The sequence below is a fragment of the Rhizobium sp. SL86 genome, from assembly GCF_026672545.1.
Classification (GTDB): Bacteria; Pseudomonadota; Alphaproteobacteria; order Rhizobiales; family Rhizobiaceae; genus Neorhizobium.
In genome coordinates this window covers 814,757-839,280 of sequence record NZ_JAPPRJ010000009.1, presented here as the reverse complement: position 1 = coordinate 839,280, position 24,524 = coordinate 814,757, and the positions used below count along the sequence as shown (strand labels likewise).

At 63.2% G+C, this 24,524-nt stretch carries 17 protein-coding genes; 4 read left to right on the top strand and 13 right to left on the bottom strand.

Annotation, left to right across the window (positions count from 1 at the left end; translation table 11 throughout):
• Nucleotides 1–109: 109 nt before the first annotated feature.
• Nucleotides 110–829, top strand: a complete 720-nt coding sequence (locus tag OU993_RS27050; protein ID WP_268162182.1) for a response regulator — start codon at nucleotides 110–112, stop codon at nucleotides 827–829.
• Nucleotides 829–2,217, top strand: coding sequence for a sensor histidine kinase (locus tag OU993_RS27045; RefSeq protein ID WP_268162181.1), 1,389 nt, complete (start codon nucleotides 829–831; stop codon nucleotides 2,215–2,217). The genes OU993_RS27050 and OU993_RS27045 overlap by 1 nt, the downstream gene beginning before the upstream one ends.
• Nucleotides 2,218–2,317: 100 nt before the next feature.
• Here OU993_RS27045 and OU993_RS27040 read toward each other — a convergent pair whose 3' ends face one another.
• The 13 genes from OU993_RS27040 to OU993_RS26980 form a co-directional block, all read right to left on the bottom strand.
• Nucleotides 2,318–4,048 carry a PP2C family protein-serine/threonine phosphatase gene (locus OU993_RS27040; RefSeq protein ID WP_268162180.1) on the bottom strand — a complete coding sequence of 577 codons (1,731 nt, stop codon included), beginning with the start codon at nucleotides 4,046–4,048 and terminating at the stop codon, nucleotides 2,318–2,320.
• The gene (locus tag OU993_RS27035; protein ID WP_268162179.1) at nucleotides 4,038–6,134 is read right to left on the bottom strand and encodes a hypothetical protein; all 2,097 of its coding nucleotides are present in this window, start codon (nucleotides 6,132–6,134) and stop codon (nucleotides 4,038–4,040) included. The genes OU993_RS27040 and OU993_RS27035 overlap by 11 nt, the downstream gene beginning before the upstream one ends.
• Entirely contained in the window at nucleotides 6,131–7,204 is a 1,074-nt protein-coding gene (locus tag OU993_RS27030; RefSeq protein WP_268162178.1) for an ABC transporter substrate-binding protein, read from the bottom strand. The genes OU993_RS27035 and OU993_RS27030 overlap by 4 nt, the downstream gene beginning before the upstream one ends.
• Nucleotides 7,205–7,229: 25 nt before the next feature.
• A complete protein-coding gene (locus tag OU993_RS27025) occupies nucleotides 7,230–9,398 on the bottom strand; it encodes an MFS transporter (protein ID WP_268162177.1) in 2,169 nt (722 codons plus the stop codon).
• On the bottom strand, nucleotides 9,388–10,179 hold the full coding sequence (locus tag OU993_RS27020) for a hypothetical protein (protein WP_268162176.1): 792 nt from the start codon (nucleotides 10,177–10,179) through the stop codon (nucleotides 9,388–9,390). The genes OU993_RS27025 and OU993_RS27020 overlap by 11 nt, the downstream gene beginning before the upstream one ends.
• A gap of 75 nt (nucleotides 10,180–10,254) precedes the next feature.
• Entirely contained in the window at nucleotides 10,255–10,620 is a 366-nt protein-coding gene (locus tag OU993_RS27015) for a hypothetical protein (RefSeq protein ID WP_268162175.1), read from the bottom strand.
• A gap of 2 nt (nucleotides 10,621–10,622) precedes the next feature.
• Nucleotides 10,623–12,473: a tetratricopeptide repeat protein gene (locus OU993_RS27010; RefSeq protein WP_268162174.1), complete on the bottom strand. Its 1,851-nt coding sequence runs from the start codon at nucleotides 12,471–12,473 to the stop codon at nucleotides 10,623–10,625.
• A 12-nt stretch (nucleotides 12,474–12,485) separates the two neighbouring features.
• Entirely contained in the window at nucleotides 12,486–13,151 is a 666-nt protein-coding gene (locus OU993_RS27005) for a DUF3540 domain-containing protein (protein WP_268162172.1), read from the bottom strand.
• A gap of 15 nt (nucleotides 13,152–13,166) precedes the next feature.
• Nucleotides 13,167–14,144, bottom strand: coding sequence for a hypothetical protein (locus OU993_RS27000; protein WP_268162170.1), 978 nt, complete (start codon nucleotides 14,142–14,144; stop codon nucleotides 13,167–13,169).
• 41 nt (nucleotides 14,145–14,185) lie between these two features.
• Nucleotides 14,186–15,703 carry a type VI secretion system Vgr family protein gene (locus OU993_RS26995; RefSeq protein WP_268162168.1) on the bottom strand — a complete coding sequence of 506 codons (1,518 nt, stop codon included), beginning with the start codon at nucleotides 15,701–15,703 and terminating at the stop codon, nucleotides 14,186–14,188.
• Nucleotides 15,704–15,749: 46 nt separating this feature from the next.
• Nucleotides 15,750–16,154 carry a PAAR-like domain-containing protein gene (locus OU993_RS26990; protein ID WP_268162166.1) on the bottom strand — a complete coding sequence of 135 codons (405 nt, stop codon included), beginning with the start codon at nucleotides 16,152–16,154 and terminating at the stop codon, nucleotides 15,750–15,752.
• Nucleotide 16,155: 1 nt separating this feature from the next.
• Nucleotides 16,156–17,268, bottom strand: coding sequence for a pentapeptide repeat-containing protein (locus tag OU993_RS26985; RefSeq protein WP_268162164.1), 1,113 nt, complete (start codon nucleotides 17,266–17,268; stop codon nucleotides 16,156–16,158).
• Nucleotides 17,258–20,437 carry a DUF2169 family type VI secretion system accessory protein gene (locus tag OU993_RS26980; protein ID WP_268162162.1) on the bottom strand — a complete coding sequence of 1,060 codons (3,180 nt, stop codon included), beginning with the start codon at nucleotides 20,435–20,437 and terminating at the stop codon, nucleotides 17,258–17,260. Before OU993_RS26980 ends, OU993_RS26985 begins: the two co-directional genes overlap by 11 nt.
• 426 nt (nucleotides 20,438–20,863) lie before the next feature.
• Here OU993_RS26980 and OU993_RS26975 point away from each other — a divergent pair, with 426 nt between their 5' ends.
• On the top strand, nucleotides 20,864–21,376 hold the full coding sequence (locus OU993_RS26975; protein ID WP_268162161.1) for an Hcp family type VI secretion system effector: 513 nt from the start codon (nucleotides 20,864–20,866) through the stop codon (nucleotides 21,374–21,376).
• Nucleotides 21,377–21,817: 441 nt separating this feature from the next.
• The gene (tssH, locus tag OU993_RS26970) at nucleotides 21,818–24,490 is read left to right on the top strand and encodes a type VI secretion system ATPase TssH (protein WP_268162160.1); all 2,673 of its coding nucleotides are present in this window, start codon (nucleotides 21,818–21,820) and stop codon (nucleotides 24,488–24,490) included.
• The last annotated feature ends 34 nt before the right edge of the window (nucleotides 24,491–24,524 follow it).

Sequence of the window (24,524 nt, the reverse complement as noted above, 5' to 3'; positions counted from 1 at the left end):
TGTGTCGCGCGCGTGTCGATGTGTAGAGATTTGTCGGCGCTTTGTAGCAATTTGTATCGCCGCCCCGCGGGCGCTTGATTTCCGGGGGCCGCTTGTTCATCGTCCCGCCATGGACCACACGCCTCAGACAATCCTCGTCGTGGATGACGATGCCGACATCCGGCAGCTCGTCGGCGATTTGCTGCGGCGCGAGGGTTTTCTGGTGGAGACCGCAGAGGATGCATCCGCCATGGACGGGGTGCTTGCCCGCCACCTGCCGGATCTCGTGATCCTCGACCTGATGATGCCGGGCGAGGACGGCTTGTCCGTCTGCCGCCGCCTCAGGGCGAGCCAGGCCGCTCTGCCGCTCTTGATGCTGACGGCAAAAAGCGACGAGACGGACCGGGTCGTCGGCCTGGAGCTCGGCGCCGATGATTATCTTGTCAAACCCTTCGGGCCGCGTGAGCTTCTGGCGCGGGTGCGCGCATTGCTGCGCCGGGCCTCGTTGCAGACGTTGCGTCCGCCAAGCCGCCGTTATGCCTTCGACCGTTTCACGGTCGATCTCGACGCGCGGCAGGTGGAGGTGGACGGACGGGAACTGCTGGCGTTGACGAGCGGCGAATTCGACCTGCTCTCCTGTTTCGTGCTGCGCCCACGCCGGGTGCTGTCGCGCGACCAGATCCTCGACTGGACCCATGGCCGCAGCGCCGATCCCTTCGACCGGACCGTCGACCTCCTGATTTCTAGGCTGCGCCGGAAGCTTGATACGGCAAGCCCTGGCACTCATCTGATCAGCACCGTGCGCAATGGCGGTTATCTGCTGACAGCACCGGTGAGACAGGTGCCGTGATGGCCGCGCTCAGCCTGTCGCGTCGGCTGATCGCCATCGGCGGCGCGAGCCTGCTGGCCCTCTGGCTCTGTCTGCTGGGTCTCTATTATGTCGCGAATGGCTACAGCCGCGCCAGCGTCGATCCGACACCGCAACAGCTGCTGGCCATGACCCTCTTGTTTCGCCAGCAGGATCTCGACGACTGGCCGTTGCTCATCGATGCACTGGCCACGCCCTATCTCGCCGTCACCGTTACGGCGGAGGGTGCGCTTGCGGATGACACGACGGATCTGGAAGGGTTGCCGGACTACGGCGCCTACCGGCAGATGCTGGGAGATCAACTGCTGTCGATCCGCCTGCTGGCGCCCGACCGTGGACGGCGGTGGCTCAGGCCCTATATGGGCGCCCGAAATCCGGTGCAGTTCCGCATCCGCCTGGAGGCCGGTCGGGTGCTGGTGATCGAGACGCGGTCTCCCGTCATCTTTAATGGCCTCGGCCTGCCTGCGGGACTGGGCGCCGGGCTGATCGGCACCCTGTCCGGCGTGGTGGCCCTGCTGCTGCTGCACCGGGAAATCCGCCCGCTCACGCGGCTGGCGGAGGCGGTCGATCGGATCGACCCGACCGGCGCGCCGGTGCCGTTGCCCCAGCTGAAGGGCGCGGCCCCGGAAACCCGTGCGCTGGTAACCGCCTTCGAGCGGCTGCAGAGCCGGCTTCACGTCCTGATCCGGGCACGCCTCGCCTTGATCGGCGGCATCCAGCACGACGTGCGCACCTTTGCCACGCGGCTGAGGCTGAGGCTTGAGCATATTCCGGACGAGGCCGTGCGGGAGAAGGCGGTCTGCGATATCCGCGACATGATCGACCTTCTCGACAATGCGCTGCTGACCGGGCGCGCCGGTGTCGGGGCGCTGGACGAAGAACTGCTCGATCTCGCAACGCTGCTGGAACAGGAGGTGGCGGATCGCCGCGCGACCGGGGCACCTGTCTCCTTTGCCAGGCAGGGGAGCAAGGCCGTGGCGGACACGGCAGGCGACACTGGCGACATGGCGGCTCTCGTGCTCGGCGACCGCCTTGCGCTGCGGCGCGTTTTTGCCAATCTCATCGACAACGCGCTGATCTACGGTCATTGCGCGGAGGTGACGCTTCACGAGGGCACACCGGTCCTGACGGTCACCATCGACGACGAGGGCCCGGGAATCCCGGCAGAGCAACGCGACCTGCTGCTCGAACCCTTCGTGCGGCTTGAGGCCTCGCGGGCCCGCAAGACGGGAGGAGCGGGCCTCGGCCTTGCCATTGCCCGCACGCTGGCGGAAGCCCATGGCGGCAGACTGCGTCTTCTCGATTCCCCCCGCGGCGGCGCCCGTGCCGAACTGCAACTGCCCCGCTTCTGTGACGCACCCGCGTCCTGATCTGCTCCAGGACAGCAGTGTTCGCAAGGAGGCCGAGCGGACGTCAGGAACTGGAGAGGCTCTTCATCACGGGTGAACCGCGTACGGCAATGACCGGGTGTCAATCCGCGCCCGGGCTCGCGCTCCGGCCAAACGCGCCGATGCAGAGCGTGATATCGTCATATTGCTCCCGGTTGCCCGTGAAGGTCAGCAGATGTGTCTGGACTTCCTGCATGAGCGTCGCCGGATCCTTCGTCGCAAGCGAGCCGACGAGGCGCAACAGCCGGTCGTCGCCGAACTGGTCGTCGTGTTCGTTGTGGGCTTCGGGTATGCCATCCGTGTAGCAGAGCAGCATGCTTCCCGGCGCAAGATCGATCTCGGTCGTCGTATAGGTCATGTCGGAGATCATGCCGAGCACGAGATCGTCGGTGGCGGGCAGGTAGGCGACCTCGCCGGCAGCGGATTTGATGATTGGCGAGACGTGGCCGGCATTCGCATAGGAGAGCGTTTTCCGACTGCGGTCGAAGACAGCGTAAAAGATCGTCACGAACAGGTTCTGGTCGTTTGATTCCGCCAGCGCGTTATTGGCGTCGCTGAGAACGGTGCCTGGGGGGCGGCCGGTCATGGCGAGCGAACGAATGATGGTGCGTGACATGGCCATGAAGAGAGCCGCTGGCGTGCCCTTGCCGCAGACATCGGCGATCAGGAAACCGACACGCTCGTCGTCGATGGTGAAATAGTCGAAATAATCGCCGGCAACCTGCTGCGAGGGAACCATCTGGCCAAGCAGGATGACCCCTTCGGCCCGCAGCGGGGCATTCGGCAGAAGCGCCTGCTGGAGTTCCGAGGCAATTGCCAGTTCGGCCTGCAGTTTGTGCAGGGTTTCCTGATTGGCCTGAGCATGCCGGAGCGCTTCGACCGCGCGGCTGAGACGCTGGATCTCGATGCTGCCGGTGCTGGTGTCGAGCGGGGGCGCTTCCTCGCCGTGGGTCAGACGGTCGATGACGTCGATTGCCGCATCGAGGGGTGCGAAGGCACGCTTGATCATCCAGACCAGTCCGCCGAGCAGATGCCCCACCAGAACGACGACCAAACCGCCCGACAGCCATTGCAACCAGCGCGCCTGCGCCAGATCGGCCGACGGATCATCGGTCACGCGCAGCAAGGCCAGGGAGCGTCCGTGCGTGAAACCGTCGGCAATGGCAATCACCGCCTTTTCCGCGTCAAGCGAGCCCGTATCGACGGCTGATACATCCGGCGCGACGGGCATCGACAGCGTCACATCGAGCGACATGCCATGGTCGAACTGCTGGACAAGCCCGGAGAGCGGCGTGGCCACCAGCGCATAACCGACGACCCCGAACCGGAAGCGCAAGGGCGCGATCTTCAGCCGATAGATCGAATTGCCTGAACCGAGATCGAATTCGGCGTAACCTTCGCCGTCGCTGGCGCGCACCATGCGCGTCAGTGCCGGCTGAAAGCCTGTGGGGAGGGGCAGGTCGCTGCTGACAAAGAGCGGGTTGAGCGCCTGATCGACGAGAATGACCAACCGGCTCTCGCGGTCGAGGCCAGACAGGGCCTCCGTCATCCTGTCCGCAAGATCCTCGCTCTTCTGCTGGAAGATGTCGTTCAGAATTTCCGTATCCCGCCGGATCGTGGCAATCAGCTGCTCTTGCGCCTGTGCCTCATCCCGCTCGTATTTTTGCCAGATCGCGCCGATCAGCACGTTCATGTCGCGTTTTGCGGATTGATCGGTCACGCGCACGCTGAGGAAGACCTGGAGAACGAAGATCAGGCTGAGCAGCAGCGTCGCAACGCCGACGAAAAGCGCTACTCGGGTTCTAAGCGGCATCGGGAGCCTCATGCCTGCGGCGGACGCGCCAGGAGGGATTGGCCGCTGCCAGCACCGCAAATGCCAGCGGCGCAAGTGCGATCAAGGCGATAACGACGGCTGGCAGAGCCGCCTGATCGGGCGTGTCGATCCACAGTCCACAGGCAAGGGCACCGGCCAGGATCGGCAGTTGCAGCCCGTGGGCGATGGTTGCGCCGGCTCGCGGCGACGGGGCGGCAAATGGAAGGCTGGCGCTCCAGGAGAGCGCGCTGCCGGAAAGAAAGGCTGCGATAGCGCCCGCCAGCGCGCCGCTCAGAAGATTCATGTGGCTGCCGGCAAACAGAATGACCGCGGCGATCACCGACAGTTCAAAACAGATCCAGCGGATGCGCAGGCGCCAGTCCGTCGTCAGGCCGGCCAGGAATTGGCCGATCAGTGCGAGCATCCAGCCGATGAGCCCGTAGGCAAGCGGGCTCGCCGCCGTGATGTCGGCCTCGCGGCGCGCCGTGACGATCAGGAGCAGCAGCAGGCAGGCGTGAATGACGCCGATCGAGATCCAGGACCAGAAGCCGCCGATGAGACCCATCCGGACGCGGGCCCGGGCCATGGCTTCGCCGCCAGCCGGTGCTGCCGTCGTGACCATCAGGCCGGCCAATCCGAGCAGTCCGAGGGCGAGGCACACGCCCATCACGATCGCCGGCTGACCCGGTGCCGAAAGCACTCCTGCATAGATGACGGCGGTGGGAGCCAGCGTCGCCGCCATCAGGTGTTTGACCGATAGGGTACGGCCGATGGTCTTGACCGAGAGGCCACCCATCAGGCCAAGCCCACCGGCAAGCAGGCCGGCATCGAAAAAGGGCGCGCTCAGCATCATCGCGGCAGCGAGAGCCGCCATCGGGCCTTTCCAGGTGGTCGGTATCATCGATGACACACCAAAAGTGACGCCGATCACGAGCATCCAGGGCGCCTGCGCCAAGCTTGATCCCATCGCCAGCTGGTCGGCGCCGAATAATGCGGCCAGGAGGGCCGCCGGCGCTGCCGCCATTGCCGCCGGGGCAAGAGCCCCGTCACCGCGCCGGCCGCAGGCGACCAGCCAGAGCAGGCTCGCCGCCCCGCAGATGAAGACCAGCAGCAAGGCGGCCAAACCGCCCATCTCGGTGAGGATCGGCTGGACCGCGATGGCGGCGTCAATCCGGACGCCGCTGGGCAGCGCATGGTTGACGTTCAGATCCGCCAGCCACTGCGCAAAGGGCAGGGACCCTAACAGGCTGCTGCCCAGGCGTCCGGTGTCTGCCTGCGCCAGAAAGACATACCCATCCGGTGCCATCACGCTCAGGGCATCAAGGGCGCGGTTCGCCTGCAGTTTTTCCGTCAGATAGTCGTTGGCGCCGACGAGATCGGTGAAACCGATGCCAAGTTCGGCGGCGCGGCTGAAATCCGACGCCGTTTCCATGACGGAAACCGTGGCTGCCTGGCGGAAGATCACGGCGGACTGTTCAAACAACGATGCAAGCTGGACGGCCGCCACCAGCACGAAACCGGCCATCGCAACGCCCAACACGCTGCGTGGTCGCGCAGCAGCGTAAACCTGCACAGCGCCAAGCGTCAGGGCGACGACAAGGATCAGGCCCGCAACCGTCAGCAGGCGCGAACGGGTCGCCGTCTCCAGACCTTGCATCGAACGTCCGAGAGACAGGTTCGCCACCGGCTCGCCATGGCTGTCGAGGACCTGCTGGGTGACAACAAGCTGGCCGTCCCGGTTCGTCGGAGCGGAGGACGGCTCCCGTTCGCGTGCTTCTCCGAGACCGACCTTTCTCAAGGACAGCGAAAGCGCATTCGGGCCGGTTGCGATCGAGGGTGGCAATTGCAGTGACTGGGCAATGCTGTCCTCGCCCGAAAGCGGCAGGCCGAAGTCGAGCAGGGCCTGCGCGTGGCTGACATAAGTATTCGTCATCAGCCTCAGGCTCTGCTCCAGCCGTTTTTCGATACGTTGGTTGACCAGCACATCGAGCGCCAGCGCGCCGACAATAAGAAGCACGACCGCGACGACCCATGTCAGCGCTCGAGCAAAGAGGCTGCCGGACGGGCTCGCGTGTTGTGCGCTCATGGCTGGCCAGACTGTCCCGGCTGCGGAGACTGCCCAGGCTGCCCAGGCTGGTTGACGATTTCCGCATAACTCAGCAGCGTCATGGGGGGGTAGAGCTTCAGAGCCGCAGCCGTCTTCATGTTGATGACGTAGGAATGCCGGTCGAGGGCCGCGATCGGCAGATCGATCGGTTTCATCTTGTCGACGAGCATTCGCTTGGCCTGGTAACCGGCCAGGCGCCCGACCATGCTGTATTTCGAGGCGACAGCCAGCAGTGCGGCACTTTCCGTCACCGACGTCTCGTAGCTCGACGCAACGGGAATGCCGACCTTGAGGGCTGCCTCGGTGTAGATGTCGTCATGAACGCTGATGAACGAACTGCTGCCGATATACAGGAATTCGGCGCCGCGGTCGGCGGCCTCCTGGATCAGCTGCGGAATGTCGGCCGGATCCGGTTTGCCGTTCTTCAGGGGCATGGGCAGCATCACGAGGTCGATACCCAGTTCGTCTGCGGCACGTTTCACCACCTCGGCATTCAGTTTGGAATTCAGCTCGTCCTCGTTGTAGATGATGGCGAACCGCTTGAAGGGCCTGTATTCCAGCATCGCCTTCAGCTGCGTGATCTCGGGCACGCGGTTGCGGGTGCCGCTGACATAAGGGCGTCCCGAGCTTTCATAGGATTTCACGATCTTGGCTTCGACGGGATCGGCCACCACCATGAAGATGCTCGGAATGTCACCGATGAAACGGGACTGGTCCGGCGCGTCGTAGGTTCCGACCATCTGCAGCGTGACGGTCGTCCCCCAAGTGATGACGAGATCGGGACGCGTCTGTTTGACTTCGTCGATGAAGCCGGTCAACGCCTTCTTGTCGGTCTTGGCATCCCGCACGATGACCTCGGCCGGTACGCCGCTTTCCTGGATGTAATCGATGAAGCCCTGGCAGGCTTCCTCACATCCACGCCAGGCCGCCATGTAGATCCTGAACGGCTTTGTTGGTGTCGCCGCAGCCTTGTCTTGCGCAAGCGCGACACCGATGCCGGCAAAGGTCAGGTATAGGCCTGTCAGCAATGTCATGACCATCCGCAACATGGCGGGACCTCCTCTTGCAACGCGTTCAGGTCGAAACGGCCGGTTTCGGTTTGCCGGCACCTTCCCGCGCAATGATGATGTAGAAGAGCGCGGAGGATGCGACGATCGCGATCCCGACGATCTGGATCGTGTTCTGGAAACCGAACTGAACCACCAGGAAGGCCGCCATGACCGGTCCGATGACGCTGCCGACGCGCTCCAGCGTGCGCAGCACGCCAAGCACCGTTGTGCGACCGATCCGCGTTGCCTCCTCCTCGGCGATCTCCAGGGCATAGGCGATCTGCGGGCTTTTGGTGACGGAATGGCCCAACCCCATCACGAAGACCATCAGCACCACCGACCAGATATTCTCCCAGCCGGAGAAGACCACCAGGCCGATCGCCGAAATAACGCCCCCGAAGGCCAGCATGAAACCGGTGCGCCCCAGCCAGTCGACGACCCGGCCGCTTGCGGATCCGAGCAGAATGATGGTCAGCGAATACAGCAGCATCACCCGGCCGATTTCCGCCTCGTTCGAGCCGAGGCTCGCGAGATAAAGCGGTACCAGATAGAACAGGAAACCGGTCAGCAGGATTTTTGACGGAATGGCCGCAAGCAGAACCATGGCGGTATAACGGGTGTTCTGCATCAGGGCGGTGATGCCGCGCATCAGGCTGAGCTTCGGCGAGTTGTCACCCGCCAGCTCCGACAAAAGCATGGAGCGGGCGAGAAGCCCGGCGGCAATCGACAGGCCGACCGAAATCCAGAAGACGGCACGATAGCCGACGCGATCCGCCAGCACGCCGCCGATCGCTGTTCCGCACATGGTCGCGCTCATCAGGACACCGACGAACATCGCCATCGCCCGGCCCCGGTTCTCGCTGGTCGCGATGGCGGCGATATAACCCTGGCACGAGATGATGATGATCGAATAACCGAAAGCCGTCACCCCGCGGCCGATGATCAGGTACAGGGCATCCGGCGCGACAGCACAGATGACATAGCCGGCAATGGCGGGGAACAGGCCGAACAGGAACATGGTCCGGGCGCCATAGGTGTCGGACCAGCGCGACGCGAAGGGCGTGACGATGGCAATCGTCGCCATGTAGACGGAAATCGGCAGGCCGATCAGGATCTCCTGCGAGATCATCGATCCGGATCCCACCAGGCTCGTGGCGTAAAGCGGCAGCCAGGACTTCTGCAATTCGTCGGCGAAGCTGAACAGGAAAAGCGGGACGCGCACGTCGACGAAGCTGCCGATGAACAGACGGCGAGGGCCCTCCGCATTGATGTTGTAACGGGACGAGGCCTCTGCCAGCCGATCCTGCAGGCCGGGGGCGGTGGTTCCAAGCGAGGACATCAGATGCACGAAACGCCGGTGCAACCCGATGATCACGTCGGAAACGCGTTTGGTGATCTGGCCGATCTCGTCGTTGTTCTTGGGGTCGATATAGGTGTCGAAGCGGCCCTGTGCGCCATTGACCACGAGAAAGATCAGGCGGCGGATCGGGCTGACAATATGAAACAGAATGAAGGCCGTCATGATCTCGAAGGCCACCAGCAGCGACACGATCAGGATGACGACCATGTCGAACAGGATGTCCTGGAACTGGCGGTTGATCACGTCCGGCGCGACTTCCACGAGAAGCGCTCCGTAAAGCTCACCCTGATGCAGAATGGGCTGGCGGACCACCGGAACGGAGCTCGACAGGATGCCGAGGATGCTCTCGGCGCCGGATATCAGCATGAGGCTCAGGCTGTCTTCCTCTGGCTCGATCCGGCTTCCTTTGGCAAGGCCCGGCAGCTCCGTCGAGGCCCCGGGTGTATGATTCATGGTGCTCTGATGCTCCGGACTGTAGGAGACCTTTGCCAGCACCCTGCCGTTCGGAGCCGTCAGCGTCAGCGACCGGATCTGCGGATTGTGTTCGAGTGTGTCGCGAAAGAAGGCTTCCACGCCGGTCAGGCGATCGATCGGGATCTCCAGCTTGGCGGCATAATCCAGCGTGTTCGTCAGGGATTGGGCAATCTGGGTGCTCGCCGCGCGGATATCCGGCTCCAGGTCCTTCTGGAAGGCCTGGATCATCAGGATGAACAGGCCGCAGCTGGCGAGGACGACGAGGGTTGCGACTGCAATGCCGATATGCCGGGTGATGCGCTGCGCCGCATGGTCAACGAGACGCTCGCTGTTGACCATGCTGTCTGTGTCATTGACCATGCTTGCCACTCTCCATCCGCGCCAGGGTCTCGATCGCGTCGAGGGTTTCGTCCGCTTCCTTGCGCTGCTTTTCCAGATCTCCGAAGATGCGGCTGAACCACTGCAGCGTGGGTGCCAGCGGACCCGTCGTCAGGTTCACGCCGTCTGGCTGCTCACGCTCTTCCACGACGTTGCGCATGGCGTGGATCGACCGTCCGAGTGGGCGGATGCTGAAGAAGATCAGAACGGCGGCCAGGATCGCTGTTGGGACGAGGACGATCACGCCGAACTGAATGATGCGCGCAAGCATGGCGTCATCGCGCGTTTCGATGACCGCATCCGGGAGGAGGGCAACGATGGCCCCTTCCGCTTCGCCGAAGGAGTTGATCACGGTCGTGCCGGCGATCAGGAAACCTTCGGCGCGCAGGTGCCAGCTTTTCTCCTTGGCGGCGATCCGGTCAGCCATCAACTCGGTCGAAAACGGCAGACGCTGCTGTTCGCCGCCGACGGCGATCGGCCGTCCCGTCATGTCGAGGGCCAGAACGGTCGCGGTGCCGGCCAGCAATTGCCGTGCGCCGGCGACCGGACCTGTCGGCTGCTGCGCCAGCGAGCGCAATGTCACGCCGAGGGTTCCCGCCTTCTCGATCGAGGAGCCGGTGTCATCCACGACGACGGAGAGCCGCTTGGCCAGCGTCTCGGTCAAGATGGTCTCGTATTTGACAATGCTCATCATGCCGAGCAGCGCGAGCGCCGCGATGATTACGAGCATGCTGTAGAGATAGACACGCAACCCCACGCGCATGGCGTCTTTCCCTTCCCCCTGGCTATCAAGGGGTTGTAACATCGCCGCTTGACACTTCCGTGAAACCCTTGGCGCTTACCTGGCCCCCAGCGGATCGCGTAGGACGCTGCGCAGAGAGACGTCGAGGAACAGGAAACTGCGGGTTTCCACGTCAATTATGGCCTTTCCGGTCACCGCGTGGCCGGCCCGCGTATCGGCAGCCTGACCGGTAACCGCGAAGACGAGGGCAGGCCGCCCGCCGTAACCTGTTTCCTCCTCCAGCGTCAGGGACAGGTCGATACCGATTCGGCTGGCATCGGCCAGGACAACTTGCGCCATGCCGAGCGGATAGGCGCCCTGGTTCGGGCGGGTCATAACAAGGCCCGCACGGTCGCGCAGATAATCGAGAAGTGCGGCTTTCAGCGGATCGGGCTCGCGCTCCATGGGTCTCCAGTCGGTCATGGCTATGCCATCTCCTCTGCGAACGGAACGGGCGAAGCAGGCGTCTCCTTGGACAGGGTGACGTCCAGGGCCCGGCAATAGTCGGTGATCTCCTGCCGAAGGTCGTCTCGCCGCAGCGCCCAGTGTCCGGTGTCACGCGCCTGCATTACCCGAAGCGAGGGGTACCAGACCGATCGTCCATCGCGGTGCAGCCAGTACCACGGGGCGCCGGGCTGGATCATGACCGCACCGGGGCGGCCGAGGGCGCCGGCCATGTGCAAGGGCAGACCATCAGGGCCGATCACGGCGTCGCAGAGGGTCAACAAGGCCGCCAGATCCGCGAGCCCGCGAATGTGGACGCCGGCGTCGACGATGTGCGGATACGCGCGCAACTGATGCCGGCTGTCGTCCCAGGCGACGCCGATCAGCGTACCCGTCTGGTCGCTCAGCAGGGGCGCCAGGTCGGCCAGCAGCATGCCGGGCCGATGTTCGTTCCAGGCGAGCGCGATCCAGGGCCGCGGAAAAGCCGCCAGCGCCGATTGCCAACGCTGCACGGCATCGCGGGGCGCCTGGATATAGGGGCGGTTCCAGGCGGCACGTTCGGGGTTTGCGAGAGACAGTTCGGCCAGTTGCACGAGCCCCGGTGCCATTGGAGACGGCTCACCGGTCTTGAGGGTCTCGAAGTGCAATCCGGGGACGAGGGCGAACAATTCGGCCAGAGGCTGCGGTCCGATCAGCGTGATGCCCGCCTCGCCCTTCGAACTCAGGCACAGGCGAAGGAGAGGAATTACCTCGGTTGCCGGAGTGGCTGCCGCAATCGCGATGCGATCCGGCAGAAGGAGCGCATCGACGCCGATCTGCGCCGTTTGCTGGTCGGGCTGGCCGACATTGCCTCGCGCAAGCTGCAGTTCGCGGTCCAGAGCCTCGGCGATCTGCCGCTGGTCCTCGGTGAGTTTCGGCGATTTGCGGAGCGAGGCAAGCAGCCTTGCCGCCGTTTCAAGCTCGCCGCAGGCGCGGTAGCCCTGGATGAGGCAGATGACGGCGCTCATCTGATCCTTGTGCCGACGGGTGATCTCGGCAAAGCGCTTCAGGCTTTGGCCTGCCCTTCCTTCCAGCACGGCGATCTGGATGGCAACGTGCCAGACGGGCAGGGCATCGGGAGACAGGGCCAGCGCACGGTCGATGAGCCGGCGGGCTTCCGTCAGTTCGCCGCATTTGGCGTGCGTGTCCGCCAGTCCGGCCATGATCGACAGGTCGGAAGGTTTGGCAAGCAGCATCTTTTGCCGCCAGTGCAGCGCGGAGCGGTGGTCGTGCAGCAGCTCCAACTGCCCGGCCAGATGGCCGAGGGCTGTGAGATCCGATGGCGCCAGATTGACGGCTTTTTGCGACAGGGAAAGCCCTTCCTCCGTCATGCCGAGCATAAAGTAGAGACGCGACAGGGCCAGGATCAGCGCCACCGTCTCGGGCGCCTGCTGGAGTGCATCGACGAGGATCCGTTCGCATTGCATGAGGTCGCCGGTCAAGGCTTCCCGTTCGGCCCGCAGAAGGGCGGTTGCCGGACCGTCAGGATCAAGCGCGACGATCTGGTCGAGGAGCGCCATACGGCGCGTCTGGTCGCCGGATGCGGCACTCAGGTCCGCCAGCAGCTTTAATGCCTCCACATCGTCTGGCTGTGCCGCAACGGACGCATTGGCCGCGTCCAGCGCCGCATCCAGCTGTCCCAGTCTTGCCTGAACGGTCGCCGCGCCCGTCAAGGCCTTGCTGTTGCGCGGATTGATGTCGAGGACGAGCTGGTAGAGGACCAGCGCATCGTCCAACCGGTCTTCGCGCGCGTGGCGGGCGGCTTCTTCCAGCTTGCTGTCGGCGGAAAGCATGAGTGTCATCTCCTAACCGACGCTGACGCGTTCGCCGTCCAGGCGAATGTCGCGCGACGCGGTGATCAGCGCGATTTCGCTGTTGTGCGTCGAGACGGTCTCGACCGTCTGCACCTGCATGCGCGCCTCCAGCATATCGACCTCCTTCACCAGGGTCGTGCGGTTGTGAAAGGTCGCAGTGAGGGAGCGCGCCGAGGAGATTTTGTCGCTCACGGTCTCCGTCATGCGCCGGAACCGGGAGGTCAGGGACTCTCCCGCCAGCAGCAGCGTTTTCGACAGGATCTCGATCGCGCCTGCCGCAAGGCCCACCGTCTGCGCCGACAGGTTCAGCCGACCGGCAACCGAGAGGGTCACATCCGTCGCATCCGGCACGCCGAGTTCGGCGGTGCGCGCCGCGGAGCGTTCCAAGACAGCGAGGATGTAGGAGTCGTCCGCCGCGATATGCACGAGTACGGTGTCGCCGATGGCCGGCGCGAGCAGGCAGCTCGCCGCCTGGCGGGCCATCACCGTGTCACCGTTCGGCAGATCGAGCTTGAACTGGCTCGGTGTCAGCAGGAATTTCACAACGGCACGGCTGAGCGGGATCGGAGCAGGAGCTGGATCAAACTGTCCGCGGGATGCCGCCGTCAGGTCCTGCGGTGGCCGATCGTCATGGTTTGGCCGGGATCGTTCGAGCATCAGTAATCTCCGACCCTAGTTGACCAAGTTGATGCCATTGGTGGCGCTGTCGACCCCGCCATTGTTGGCGACCACACCGGAGTTTGCCGTGTCTACGCCCGTAGTCGTTGCATCAACGCCGGTCGTTTCGTTCTTGGTGGCGTTCAACTCTGTTTTGTTGGCCGACGCTTTGAAAACCTGTCGCTTGTAGGACCACTTGAAGTCTTTAAACTCCCCTTTCCAAAGACAAATGTCGATCTTTTGAATGCCTACATCGATTTTTCCCAGGTATAGGGTGATGTCGTATGTAGCCTTGAGGGCCAGGGACACCGACAGGTTCAGGGATATTGCGATGCCGGCCGTGATCGAGATGTTCGAGCCGAAGAATACGGACCATGAGTCGCTGCAGGTCAGTGCAAATGTCTGCCCGAGTCGGTAAGTGTGCGTGTCGGCCTTGATCAGCTTGTACTCGTTCTTGTCCGTGATCGTGAATGTCTCTCCGATATGCCTTTCCGTCTTCTTCGCCGTGGTCATCGTCAGATCTGCATTTCCTTCGTCGGCGGAAATGGTAATGCCTTTTTTATTGTAGGTCCTGATCGTCATGGCGTCGCCGGATTCGATATTCATCGTGCCGGTTGCCGCGATCTTCATGTTGGCGTTGGAATCGATGTCCATGTCGCCGACGGATTGCAGGTAGAATTTCTCGCCGGTGCGCATCAGCATGCGCCCGTCGCAGGAGAGAAGGATGCCGCCGCGATAACCGCCGGAGGAGGGACCGACCGCGTTCGTCAGGTTGTTGCCGCCCTCCGCCGCGTTGTGGTTCTCTGGATAAAATTTCGTAAGATCGGTCGCGGCCTGCTCGACGCTCGAATAACCGCCAAGGCGCAGGATTGCGCCCGGCTCCTTCGAGTCGTCCGAGGTCGACCGGGTCCGGCCGGCATCGTAGGGCACGAAGAGATGGGCTGAGCCATCCTGAATGGAACTGCGTTGGTTGGTCGACGATCTCGTGCTCACGAAGGGTTCCTCCAGCTTGCGCTTCTATTGGTTCACACGGTTCAGAAACCGCCATCGTTGAATTCGAAGATGATGCCGGAGGCGGTGCGCATCCGATGCGCGACGGAGGCATTTGCATCCAGCACCGGATTGGTCTTTTCCGCGTTGGACATGGCGCCGAGGATGATCGGCCGGTCGGGATCGCCATGGACGAAGGTCAGCATGATCTCCGTACCGACCAGCAGGGTCGAATGCGAACCATAACCATCGCCGCCGCCATAGGGCTCGAGCTTGCGCACGAGATGGCTGGCATTGCCGCCCGTCAGGCCGCTCTCGTCATCGAGCAGGCGCAAGCGATAACGGCCCTGCGCGTCGACTACTGCCCTCGTTGCATCTTCGGGCCCGTCAACAAGCGCATGAAGCACGCCGTGAACCACCGGTCGCGGTGTCTTCAGGCCCGGACGATAGGGCGTGTCCATCGGAATGCAGCGGAATTCGTTGGTGTATGGTTCGGCAATCTTGTCGGCGGACGAAAAGCCGAGCGGTGTCGGTTCGGTGATGCGGTGCGTCACCTCGGTCACGACATAGGTTGTGTCGAGAGCACTGTCCGGGTGATCCGCAAGCCTGAAAAAGACGCCGGGCCGCAGCAGCGGCACATTGCTGCGGCCGACAAAGGTCAGTCTTTCGGCGGCCATCAGTTCCGTTCGGAGTTTGGCGAGCATCTGGCCGACCTGGGTGTCCGGATAGTTCTCTCCATAAAACACGCGGACACCCTGGCCGTCGAACGGGGCCGAGGCGGATATGCTGAGATCGACACTCGGGGTTTCATCATTGTATTCGCGCAATTCGATGCGGGAGGGCTGCACCTGCCATTGCGCATTAAAGGAGCGGATGGCGAAATCCCCGGTGCTCGCCAGTTGCTCGGCGCTGCGGTAGGCAAGTTCCTCGTCCAGATTTTGTCCGGACAGACGGGTGAAGTGGACATTGCGGTCGCACAGGACGATCTCTTCCCCCTCGTCCTTGTGCTCGAAACGATAGAAGATGCCGAATTTTTCGCAGAGCCGCGACAGGAAATCGAGGTCGCTTTCCCGGTATTGCAGGACGAAATCGAGCTTCGGATACTGGCCCTGTGCGAGCATCTGGAACGGGATGCGGCGAGCGACACGCGCGCCGCCGGTGCGCGAGCCGGTCTTGACCGCGTCATTGAGCTCGGCTTCGAGGATCTCGATCACGGTCATGTCGCGATCCGTGCCATAGACCTGGTTCTGGCCGCTGAGTGCCATCAGCGACAGGCGCGGACCGATCCGCAGCCGGTAACAGAATTCCCGGTTGCGCGTGGCATCGAGACCGAAGGCGGCCAGTACGATCCCCTTGACCGGCAGGCTCTCCTCGAGGATGCGCACGGTCAGCGCGGCGGATTTTCCGATCATCGCCTGCAGATCGAGCGCGCGCGGCGAGATCACGTCGACGTCGAAACTGTAGGGTTCGTTCATTGCCTCGCGACCCTGCACCCGGTCGGCATGGACGGCATCCTCGGACAGGCCGGGAAGCGAAATCTTGATGTCTTGCGCAGTCGTCATCGTATCCACCTTGATATTCTCGCCACGGACGGGGTGCGATAGTCGGCTAACCGCTCGGGTTGAGCAGTCGGATTTGCGAGGGCACGATGGTCGTGCCGAAAGAATTGGGAGACATGCCGTTCTGGACGGTCGGATCCATCAGGGCGCGTGTCGCCGGCATCGCCTGGATGATCAGCTTGACGGACCCCTTCATGTTGGCCGTCTTGGAGCAAACCATGCCGGAGAGAACGCCTGGTCCCGGTCCGGCAATACAAACGGGAGCCGCGTTCATCAGGTTATGGCTCGGCATGCAGCTGATCAGGAACCGGAAACAGGTGGGGATCTCGGTCGGGCGCATGCCGACGGAGGGCATGGGCATGGGGATTGGCCCGACGGGTGTCGGCTGCAGATAGATATCGGGAAAGGAGAAGTCGATGCCGGGGATCGGCCCCTGCGAGTTGACGAACGGCATGTCAGTGTCCTCCCGATGGCAGGTCGCGGTCCAAAAGGACCTTGCGCGGGGCGTAGAGCTCGGCGATGGCGCGCGGCTGGTCGGTGCCGATCGTCGTTCCGGATGCGCCGAAGGTGAGCGCGCCTTCGACCCGTGCGGCATGCATCTTCGTGTTGTTGAACTGCGCGCCCGAGAGATTGGCGCCCCGAAGGTCGGCATGTGACAACTCGGCCTGCGACAGATCGACATTCTCCAACTGCGCGTTGCGGCAGTCCGTCTCGCTGAAAACGGCGGAAGCGAGGGCGCTGCCGTTCAGCCTTGCCTGTGCCAGCTGCGCGCCGTGAAAGTTCGCCATGGAGAGATCGCTGCCGCCGAGGTCGACCCCGTGCAGCCGGCTTTTCGTGAAGGCTGTCATGCGTGCCGTGACCGCGTGCAGCGAGGCGCCGGCAAAATCGCAGGCATTAAAGACGCTGCCGCTGAGACGCGCGCCATCGAGATTTGTGTTGCGCAAATCCGCCTCGTGAAAGGTGCAGCGCTGCCAGAGCCCGCCGCTGAGGTCGAGACCGGAAAAATCCGCCTCGCTGAACACGCCGCCATCGACGCGCAGATTGTCGATGTCCGCCCTGTTCATCTTCGCTTTCGTGACGGCCAGTCCGTTGAACAATCCGTCGCGGAAGCTGGCGCCGATGATCGAGGCGTCAAGAAAGGCGCATCGTTCGCCGGTCGAGCCGCTGAAATCCGCCTGATCGAGTTCCGTCGTGGCAAACTGCGTGCGATCAAGCGACACCCCGGAAAACCGTGCCGCTGTGGCCGTTCCGGCGGCAAACATCGTCTCTTCCAGCTCACATCCGTCGAACCGGCTGCGTGTCAGCCGGCAGGAAACAAAGCGTGTGCGTGTCAGCGCAGCGCCAGCGAAATCGGCACCGGTCAGGTCGCAGTTGACGAACACGGCATCAACGAGGTTGGCGCCGCGAAAGCTCGCATCGATCAGATCGCAATCGATGAACTGGCCTTTGGCGAGATCCTGACCATTAAGATCGATGGCGCGCGCCGCCTTCATCAGGACCGGCGCGCTGTGTGCCAGATAATCCAGGATCTCGTTGACATCCGTCTGCGCGCGTTCGTCAATAACCATGCGCTTTGCGCTCCATTGCCGTTCCGCTGAGATTGGCACCCGTCAGGTCGCAGGAGGCCAGGATGGTGTCCTGCAGGACGCCCGCATAAAGATTGGCGCCCCGAAGCGAGGCCCTCGTCAGATCGCTGCCGGTCAGCGATGCGCCGAAAAGATCGGCGCCAAAGAGATCGGCGCCGACGAGGCCGGTCTTTTCCAGGCGGCAGGCACGCAGCCTTGCGAGCCGCAGGTCGGCCGCCGTCAGGGTGCAGGCATTGATCATGCAGCCGTCCAGATCGACACGGGCCATGGAGACTTCGGTCATGTCGGCGGTCATCCAGGACGAACTCTGTGCCGTGACGTTCTCGAAATTGGCGGACTTGATGCTGCTTTTGCCGACAAAACTCGAGCCGCTGAACCGCGCGCGTGAAAAGTCGACGCCATCGGCCTGTGTTTCGATGAAGCTCGTGCGGGCAAAGGCGGTGTCGGTCAATCGGGCCTTGCCGAGGCTGGTCTGAATGATGGTCGTGGTATTGATCTCGGCTTGCGAGAGATTGAGGCGGTTGGCGCGGCACTTGATGATCTGCACATCGGTGAGCGCGCACTGCGACAGATCGGCATCTTCGAGATTGCATTCGATGAAGGTCACTTTGTTCAGCTGTCCCTGCCGCCATTGCAGACCGCTCAAGTCCATCTGAATGAAGCGGCATTCGGCCAGCCGGATACCGTCCAGGCAGGCCTTGACGAGGGAGGTCGATCCGAGGTTCGTTCCCACCAGGCTGGCGCCGGCAAACATGGCGCCGTCCAAGCGCGCGCCGGCAAACACGGCGCCATCGAGATTGGCCTGACGGAAATCCGCCTCGCGCAGATCGCATTGCTCGAAGAATGTCCCGCGCAGATCGGCGCCGCGAAAATCCGCCCCATGCAGGTTCGCACCGGCGCAATCGGCGCCGGCGAAACTGATGCCGGCCTGCATCTGCATGCGGATCCAGTCGCCGAAGCGTCTGGCCGCGGTCTCTGTCAGAGGTTCCATCGGGAAGAGGGGCGCCGGCGAGGCGGTGCGGGCCTGACGCATCTCCTTTTCGACATCCTCCTGCATGCCGTCCAGCCGCTCCAGGCTGCTGCTGACGGCAGCGTTGTGCCGTTCGCGCATGGTCGCGCCGCTTGCGCCCTCATCGCTGGGCACGGTCGCCATGAGTTCAGCCAGAATGTCGTCGAGCCCGCCGCCATTCTTGACGGCATCGAGATTGGGAAGCAGGCCGGCGATCGCCTGCGCGCCCGGCAGTGGCGGAAGCGTCACATCGTTCGGGATGAAATCGTTGGACAGGCCATCGCTGAGCCCGGATCGCGGTGCGGCGGTCTCGGCCACCAGTTGGTCCAGATCCGGGATCGATGCCTGGAATTGCCGCTCGAAGTCATCAGTGCTGTCGAGGTCGCCGAGACCCACGGGCGTGAGGGACGACTGCGCCTTCATGTCTTCCAGCGTGCGGCGCGCTTCGGCCATGGGGCCGGTCGCGGCCGGGTCGAAAGCCCGCGCGCACGCCTCCTGGAACTGCCGTTCTGCCTTTTCCTCGTCGTCTATCCTCGGCAATTCGATGAGTTGTGCAATTTGCGCATCGAGATCGGCACTGTCAAAACCCTCGAATTCGCCGGGCTGAAGCCTTGGCGGTGTGATCAGTTGATGACCGGGTGCCTGGCCGTGAAGGCCGCTCGTCAGACCCGGGAATTCACCGAGTGCCTCGTCATCCGCCAAGGCTTTTTTGAGGATTGCGGGCTGAAACTGCTCGGGAATGTTCGTCTCGAGCCAGCGTCGATCAAGCTCTGCCTCCGCGATGTGTTTGCGGACGCGCGCCTGGTTGTGGTCGTTCAGCTTCTTCAGGTCGTCGAGGATTTCCGCCAGGTCAAAATCGCCCTTTTCGATCTCCTCGCGTGTCGGTGTCGCGACAAGCGGTTCGTCGCCGGCATCGTCCACCGAAAACGGCCGGAGCAGTTTCGGCGACAGGCCCTGATCCGCTGCCATCTTGAACATCGACCAGTTCTGGTTCTCGATGAAGCGCTCGCGGTCCTGGCGTGCCCGCTCGAGACGCGCCTTACGTCGTTCACCGACGGCGGCCTCGTCGCGCTTCGGCATCAACTGGAAATCCGAGAGGGCATGTTTGTAGCCTTCGTCGGGATGCGTGCGTTTGCGGAAGATCTCGCCGTAATAGGCGGCATCGCGCGGCACGTCGTCGGCATGCTCGGCGGCAAGCATGACGCTGCCGATATCGTCCGCAAACGAGGTGTCGCAGCGGATGAGGCCGCGGAAGGCGAGCGACATCTTGGTGATATTCGGGAACAGCGTGACCGTGTCGCAGACCATGCGGATCTCCGTCAGGTTGTCATCGGCTGGCCGGTGCACGAAACAGCGCATGACGGCGTTCGGCAAAGCCCCCGCGGCAAAGCCGCCGCGTGTCATGCCGGTCACGGAAAAGGCTTCGCTGCCGGTGAAGTAACCGGCAAGCCGCTGGTCCTCCGGCGCGTCGCAATAAAACAGCGGATTGAAATCGTCCGGCTTAAGCGGAGCCCGCGTCTTCAGCCAGGCCTGGTCATAGGTGCCCGCATAGCGCAACCGACTGGCCGCATCTGGCGGCATCGGGCCGATCCGGGCAGGCACCACGCTATCGTCCGGCTGACGGATCAAATGCGCGGACAATTCGACATTGGGAAGCGGCGCGTCGAAACCTGCCTCGAGCAAAGCCCTTGCGTCATGCCCTTTGCCGCGCGGATTGGCCTTGAAGGCCTGACCGCCGAAGGCGTGCGCGTCGTCGATCGGCATGCTGTGAAAGGGGGTGGCCGGCAGCAGGGTGACGCCGCGATCCGTGCGCCGCCAGAAGCGGTCACCAAACACCGAAAGCCGTTTTTCGACAGCGCCGAGCCGCACCGTCACCGTCAGGCCGGTGACGGGATCTTCGCCGGGCGACAGGGCCGCCCCGGCAATGATCCATTCACCGCACGGCTTCAGGCTGCCCTTGTCGAAGATGGCCTCTCCCATCTGTTCGGCAACCATCGGCCACAGCGCTTGCTCGCTCAGAAACTGGCGGGGGCTCTCGAAGTCCGACAGCAGGAAGGCCGAGACCGTCAGCAGGCCGCCATCCGGCGTCGGTTCGGCGCGAACCGCGGCGGCGACACTGGTCGGTTTGATGATCGCTGGCATCCATTCCCCCCGGTTTCTGCGCCGACAGTCCGGCGCATCCCGTGGCTTGGCAGCCTTCCATCCTGCGTTGTCGGCGTCAATGAACGCTTTTCTGCACAGCAGCAGGAGGACCCACGAGACCTGCGGAAATTCGTCAATGCTTTCAAAGCAAGCGTGCAATGACCGTCGCGCCGCAGGGAGGGGCTGACACGAAAAGCCGTTCGGCCGGCGCGGGGGAAACTGCGCTGTCGTGGCCGCAACTGCGCGCTTTCCTTCTCAGTGCGAAGCAGGCGGGTGGACGTGCCTTCCCGAAAATTGCCCCGTTGCGTCAAGGGGTTGCGAAAATGCTTCGGCCTTGAAGCCCGGCTGGCACGCGGTTTGCGGCACGAGGGGCATCGGCTGCGGCTGATAGAGTTTCCTCATCACAAGCACCCATTGGAGGGCAACATGGCTAGCATCGCATACGTGAAAATCAGCGGTAAGACGCAGGGCGAGATCACCAAGGACGCCTCGAGCGACAAGTCGATCGGCAACATCTGGCAGGAAGGCCATGAAGACCAGTCGATGGTCTTCGCCTTCGAAAGCAATGCCATCGTTCCGCGCGATCCCAATTCCGGCACCGCCATCGGTTCGCGCCGGCACGAGCCGGCCACGTTCATCAAGCCGCTCGACAAGGCGTCGCCGATGCTGTGGCAGGCCCTTTCCACCGGTGAGAACCTCGAGATCGAGATGCAGTTCTTCCGCACCGGCACTGACGGCAAGCAGCAGCACTACTACACGATCAAGTGGACGGACGCCGTGCTCGTCGGCGGCAAGATCATGCTGCCCGACACCACCGACGATGCCAATGCCAATCGCGGCCATCAGGAACAGTGGTCCTTCACCTATCGCGTCTGCGACTGGACCCATGAAGTGGCCGGCACCTCGGCATCCGACGATTGGCGCAAGCCGGTCGCCTGATTTTTTGGCCTCACGCCAAAGGGCGGACAGCTGTCCGCCCTTTGGCTTGCCGAGATGAAAGCCGTTCCATCGAACGATAGCGAGCAAGGGCCGGTTGGCGGTCCGTCCGGCGCCGATTTTCGGCGCAACGCAGCGATCATGCGTGTTTGAGAAATTACTGTCACAGACGTGCCTTACGCCTAGGGCGGGGACACTTGCAGATCCGCTCGTCGGCCGGGCCATACGTCACGGCGCCATATGTGACGGCGAGAGGACAGGATCGGGACGCGCATTTTCGTGGAATGGATGAAGCCGGTCATATGCCCCCGAACGGGTGCAGGGCCGTGAATGACGCGGACCGGCCATGCGTCCAGGCCTTGGAAGGGTCCGCGCCAGGACTTCGGATTTTTGCCTGTTTGAGTCAATTTCCGGCCGATTGCGGCCCAACACGGGACATGAGTTGTGATCGATATCGACCTTCGCCGCCTGATCAACCGCCTCAACACCTATTCGCGACGCGCCCTGGAGCAGGCCGCAGGTCTGGCTGTTTCGCGGGGTCACTACGAAGTGTCCATCGAACATCTTCTGGCGGTGTTTCTGGAAGATCCCCAGCATGACGTACAGACCGCCTGCCGCCACTTCGAGGTGGACGTGGCGGGCCTCAAGCGCCGGCTGCAGGCGATCCTGGAGAATTTGCGCAGCGGCAATCAGGGGCGGCCGGTCTTCTCGCCTTTGCTCATCGAATGGCTGACGGAAGCCTGGCTTGTCGCCTCCGTCGAATTTTCTCTCGACCAGCTCCGCTCCGGCGCCCTGTTTGCCACCGTTTTTGCCAAGCCCAACCGCTTTGGTGACGATCGCTGGCTGTCCGGTCTCGAGGCGATCACCTATGGCCGCTTCAAGGCGGACTTCAAGGCGATCGTCGACATGTCGCAGGAGACGACCGCGGCGGCGGTGAGCGCCGAGCGGGCGGCGGGTGCGTCCGCACCGGGTATCAGCGGCGATTCCGCGCTTGCGAAATTCTGCACCAATTTCACCGAACAGGCGCGCAAGGGGCAGATCGATGCCGTGTTCTGCCGCGATCGCGAAATTCAGCAGATGATCGACATTCTCGGTCGGCGGCGCAAGAACAACCCGATCTGCGTGGGTGAGCCCGGTGTCGGCAAGACGGCGGTGGTGGAAGGTCTCGCCCTGAAGATTGCCGAGCAGGATGTGCCGCAATTCCTCAAGGACGTCGAATTGATCGGTCTCGACCTCGGCATGCTGCAGGCCGGCGCGGGCGTCAAGGGCGAGTTCGAGAGCCGGCTCAAGGGCATCATCGATGAGGTGAAGGCATCGGTTAAACCGATCATCCTGTTCATCGACGAAGCGCATATGCTGATTGGCGCCGGCGGGCAGGCCGGTGGCGCCGATGCGGCCAACCTGCTGAAGCCGGCCTTGGCGCGTGGCGAACTTCGCACCATCGCCGCCACCACCTGGAGCGAATACAAGAAGTATTTCGAAAAGGATCCGGCGCTCGCCCGCCGTTTCCAGCTGGTGAAGCTGGACGAGCCGAGCCCGGAACAGGCGGTCACGATCATGCGCGGTCTGCGCGGCGCCTATGAAAAGGCCCATGGGGTCTATATCCGCGACACGGCGGTCGAGGCGGCTGCAAAACTTTCCGCCCGCTACATTTCCGGCCGTCAGCTGCCGGACAAGGCCGTCGACGTTCTCGATACCGCCTGTGCCCGCGTTAAGCTGTCCCTGTCGTCGACGCCGCCGATCATCGAATTGAAGCAGAAACGGGTGGCGGAACAACAGCGGGCGCTGGAAGCTCTGCGCCGCGATCACCACCATTCCGGTGGCGCATCGACCGATTCCAGGCTGGCCGAGATCGAGGCGGATATCGTAGCACTGGAGGCGGAGGTCGAACGGCTGTCTGCCAAGCGCGAGGAGGAACTGGCTCTCGTCCATCGCATTCTGGAGATCCGGCGCAGCCTGGGGCTTTCCATGGAGGGCGATGCGCAGGCGAGCGTCGACGAGGACGCCGCAGCCGAACCGGTCGATGAAGCCGCGCTGCGTGCGGAATTCGACCAGGCGGTTCGCTCGCTTGCCGAGATGCAGCGGGGTGATCCGCTCGTCTCCTTCGAGGTGACGGCGGATTCGGTCGGTCAGGTCATCGCCGACTGGACAGGCATTCCGATCGGCAACATGGTGAAGGACGAGGCCAACGCGATCCTCTCGCTGGCGGACAACCTGTCGAAGCGGGTCATCGGCCAGGATCAGGCGATTAAGGCTATCGATGATGGGGTGCGTGTGGCGAAGGCCGGTGTGCAGAACCCCGATGCGCCGCTCGGCATCTTCCTGTTCGTTGGCCCCTCCGGTGTCGGCAAGACCGAGCTTGCCACGGCCATTGCAGACCAGCTGTTCGGCGGCGAACGGTTCCTGATCGCCATCGCCATGTCGGAATTTCAGGAGAAACACACGGTCTCGAAGCTGGTCGGTTCGCCGCCCGGTTATGTCGGTTATGGCGAAGGCGGGCTGTTGACCGAGGCGGTGCGCCAGCGTCCCTATTCTGTGGTCTTGCTCGACGAGGTGGAAAAGGCCGATCTGGAGGTGATGAACCTCTTTTATCAGGTTTTCGACAAGGGCGTGCTGACCGACGGTGAGGGCAGGCTGGTCGATTTCAAGAACACCATCATCGTGCTGACCAGCAATCTCGCGACCGACATCTTGACGGACCTTGGCACGCGCGAGGATCGGCCGGCACCCGATCAGCTCGTCGAAGCAATCCGGCCGGTGCTCAGCCGCCACTTCAAGCCGGCGCTTCTCGCGCGCATGCAGATCGTTCCCTTCTATCCGCTGATCGGTGAGCCGCTGCAGAACATTGTCCGGCTAAAGCTCAACAAGATCGGCAAGCGCCTGGCGGAAAACCAGAAGATGAGCTTCCGTTATACGGATGCCGTCGTCGACGCCATTGCGGCCCGCTGCACGGAAGTCGAGACCGGTGCGCGCAACATTGACCACATCGTCAACCGCACGCTGCTGCCGGAACTGGCGACGGAGCTTCTCAGCAACATGGGAGAAGATGCCAAGGTCTTCGATGGGGTGACGATCGATGTCGGCGATCAGGGACAGTTTGTCTATCAGCTTGCGTGAGCGGGTCGGTGCAACACCCGGTCCCGCCCAGGCA

Excerpts from the sequence above, each read along its gene's own strand:
- OU993_RS27050 (WP_268162182.1), top strand. The coding sequence starts at position 110 with ATGGACCACACGCCTCAGACAATCCTCGTCGTGGATGACGATGCCGAC.
- OU993_RS27045 (WP_268162181.1), top strand. The coding sequence starts at position 829 with ATGGCCGCGCTCAGCCTGTCGCGTCGGCTGATCGCCATCGGCGGCGCG.
- OU993_RS27040 (WP_268162180.1), bottom strand. The coding sequence starts at position 4,048 with ATGCCGCTTAGAACCCGAGTAGCGCTTTTCGTCGGCGTTGCGACGCTG.
- OU993_RS27035 (WP_268162179.1), bottom strand. The coding sequence starts at position 6,134 with ATGAGCGCACAACACGCGAGCCCGTCCGGCAGCCTCTTTGCTCGAGCG.
- OU993_RS27030 (WP_268162178.1), bottom strand. The coding sequence starts at position 7,204 with ATGTTGCGGATGGTCATGACATTGCTGACAGGCCTATACCTGACCTTT.
- OU993_RS27025 (WP_268162177.1), bottom strand. The coding sequence starts at position 9,398 with ATGGTCAATGACACAGACAGCATGGTCAACAGCGAGCGTCTCGTTGAC.
- OU993_RS27020 (WP_268162176.1), bottom strand. The coding sequence starts at position 10,179 with ATGCGCGTGGGGTTGCGTGTCTATCTCTACAGCATGCTCGTAATCATC.
- OU993_RS27015 (WP_268162175.1), bottom strand. The coding sequence starts at position 10,620 with ATGACCGACTGGAGACCCATGGAGCGCGAGCCCGATCCGCTGAAAGCC.
- OU993_RS27010 (WP_268162174.1), bottom strand. The coding sequence starts at position 12,473 with ATGCTTTCCGCCGACAGCAAGCTGGAAGAAGCCGCCCGCCACGCGCGC.
- OU993_RS27005 (WP_268162172.1), bottom strand. The coding sequence starts at position 13,151 with ATGCTCGAACGATCCCGGCCAAACCATGACGATCGGCCACCGCAGGAC.
- OU993_RS26995 (WP_268162168.1), bottom strand. The coding sequence starts at position 15,703 with ATGACGACTGCGCAAGACATCAAGATTTCGCTTCCCGGCCTGTCCGAG.
- OU993_RS26990 (WP_268162166.1), bottom strand. The coding sequence starts at position 16,154 with ATGCCGTTCGTCAACTCGCAGGGGCCGATCCCCGGCATCGACTTCTCC.
- OU993_RS26985 (WP_268162164.1), bottom strand. The coding sequence starts at position 17,268 with ATGGTTATTGACGAACGCGCGCAGACGGATGTCAACGAGATCCTGGAT.
- OU993_RS26980 (WP_268162162.1), bottom strand. The coding sequence starts at position 20,437 with ATGCCAGCGATCATCAAACCGACCAGTGTCGCCGCCGCGGTTCGCGCC.
- OU993_RS26975 (WP_268162161.1), top strand. The coding sequence starts at position 20,864 with ATGGCTAGCATCGCATACGTGAAAATCAGCGGTAAGACGCAGGGCGAG.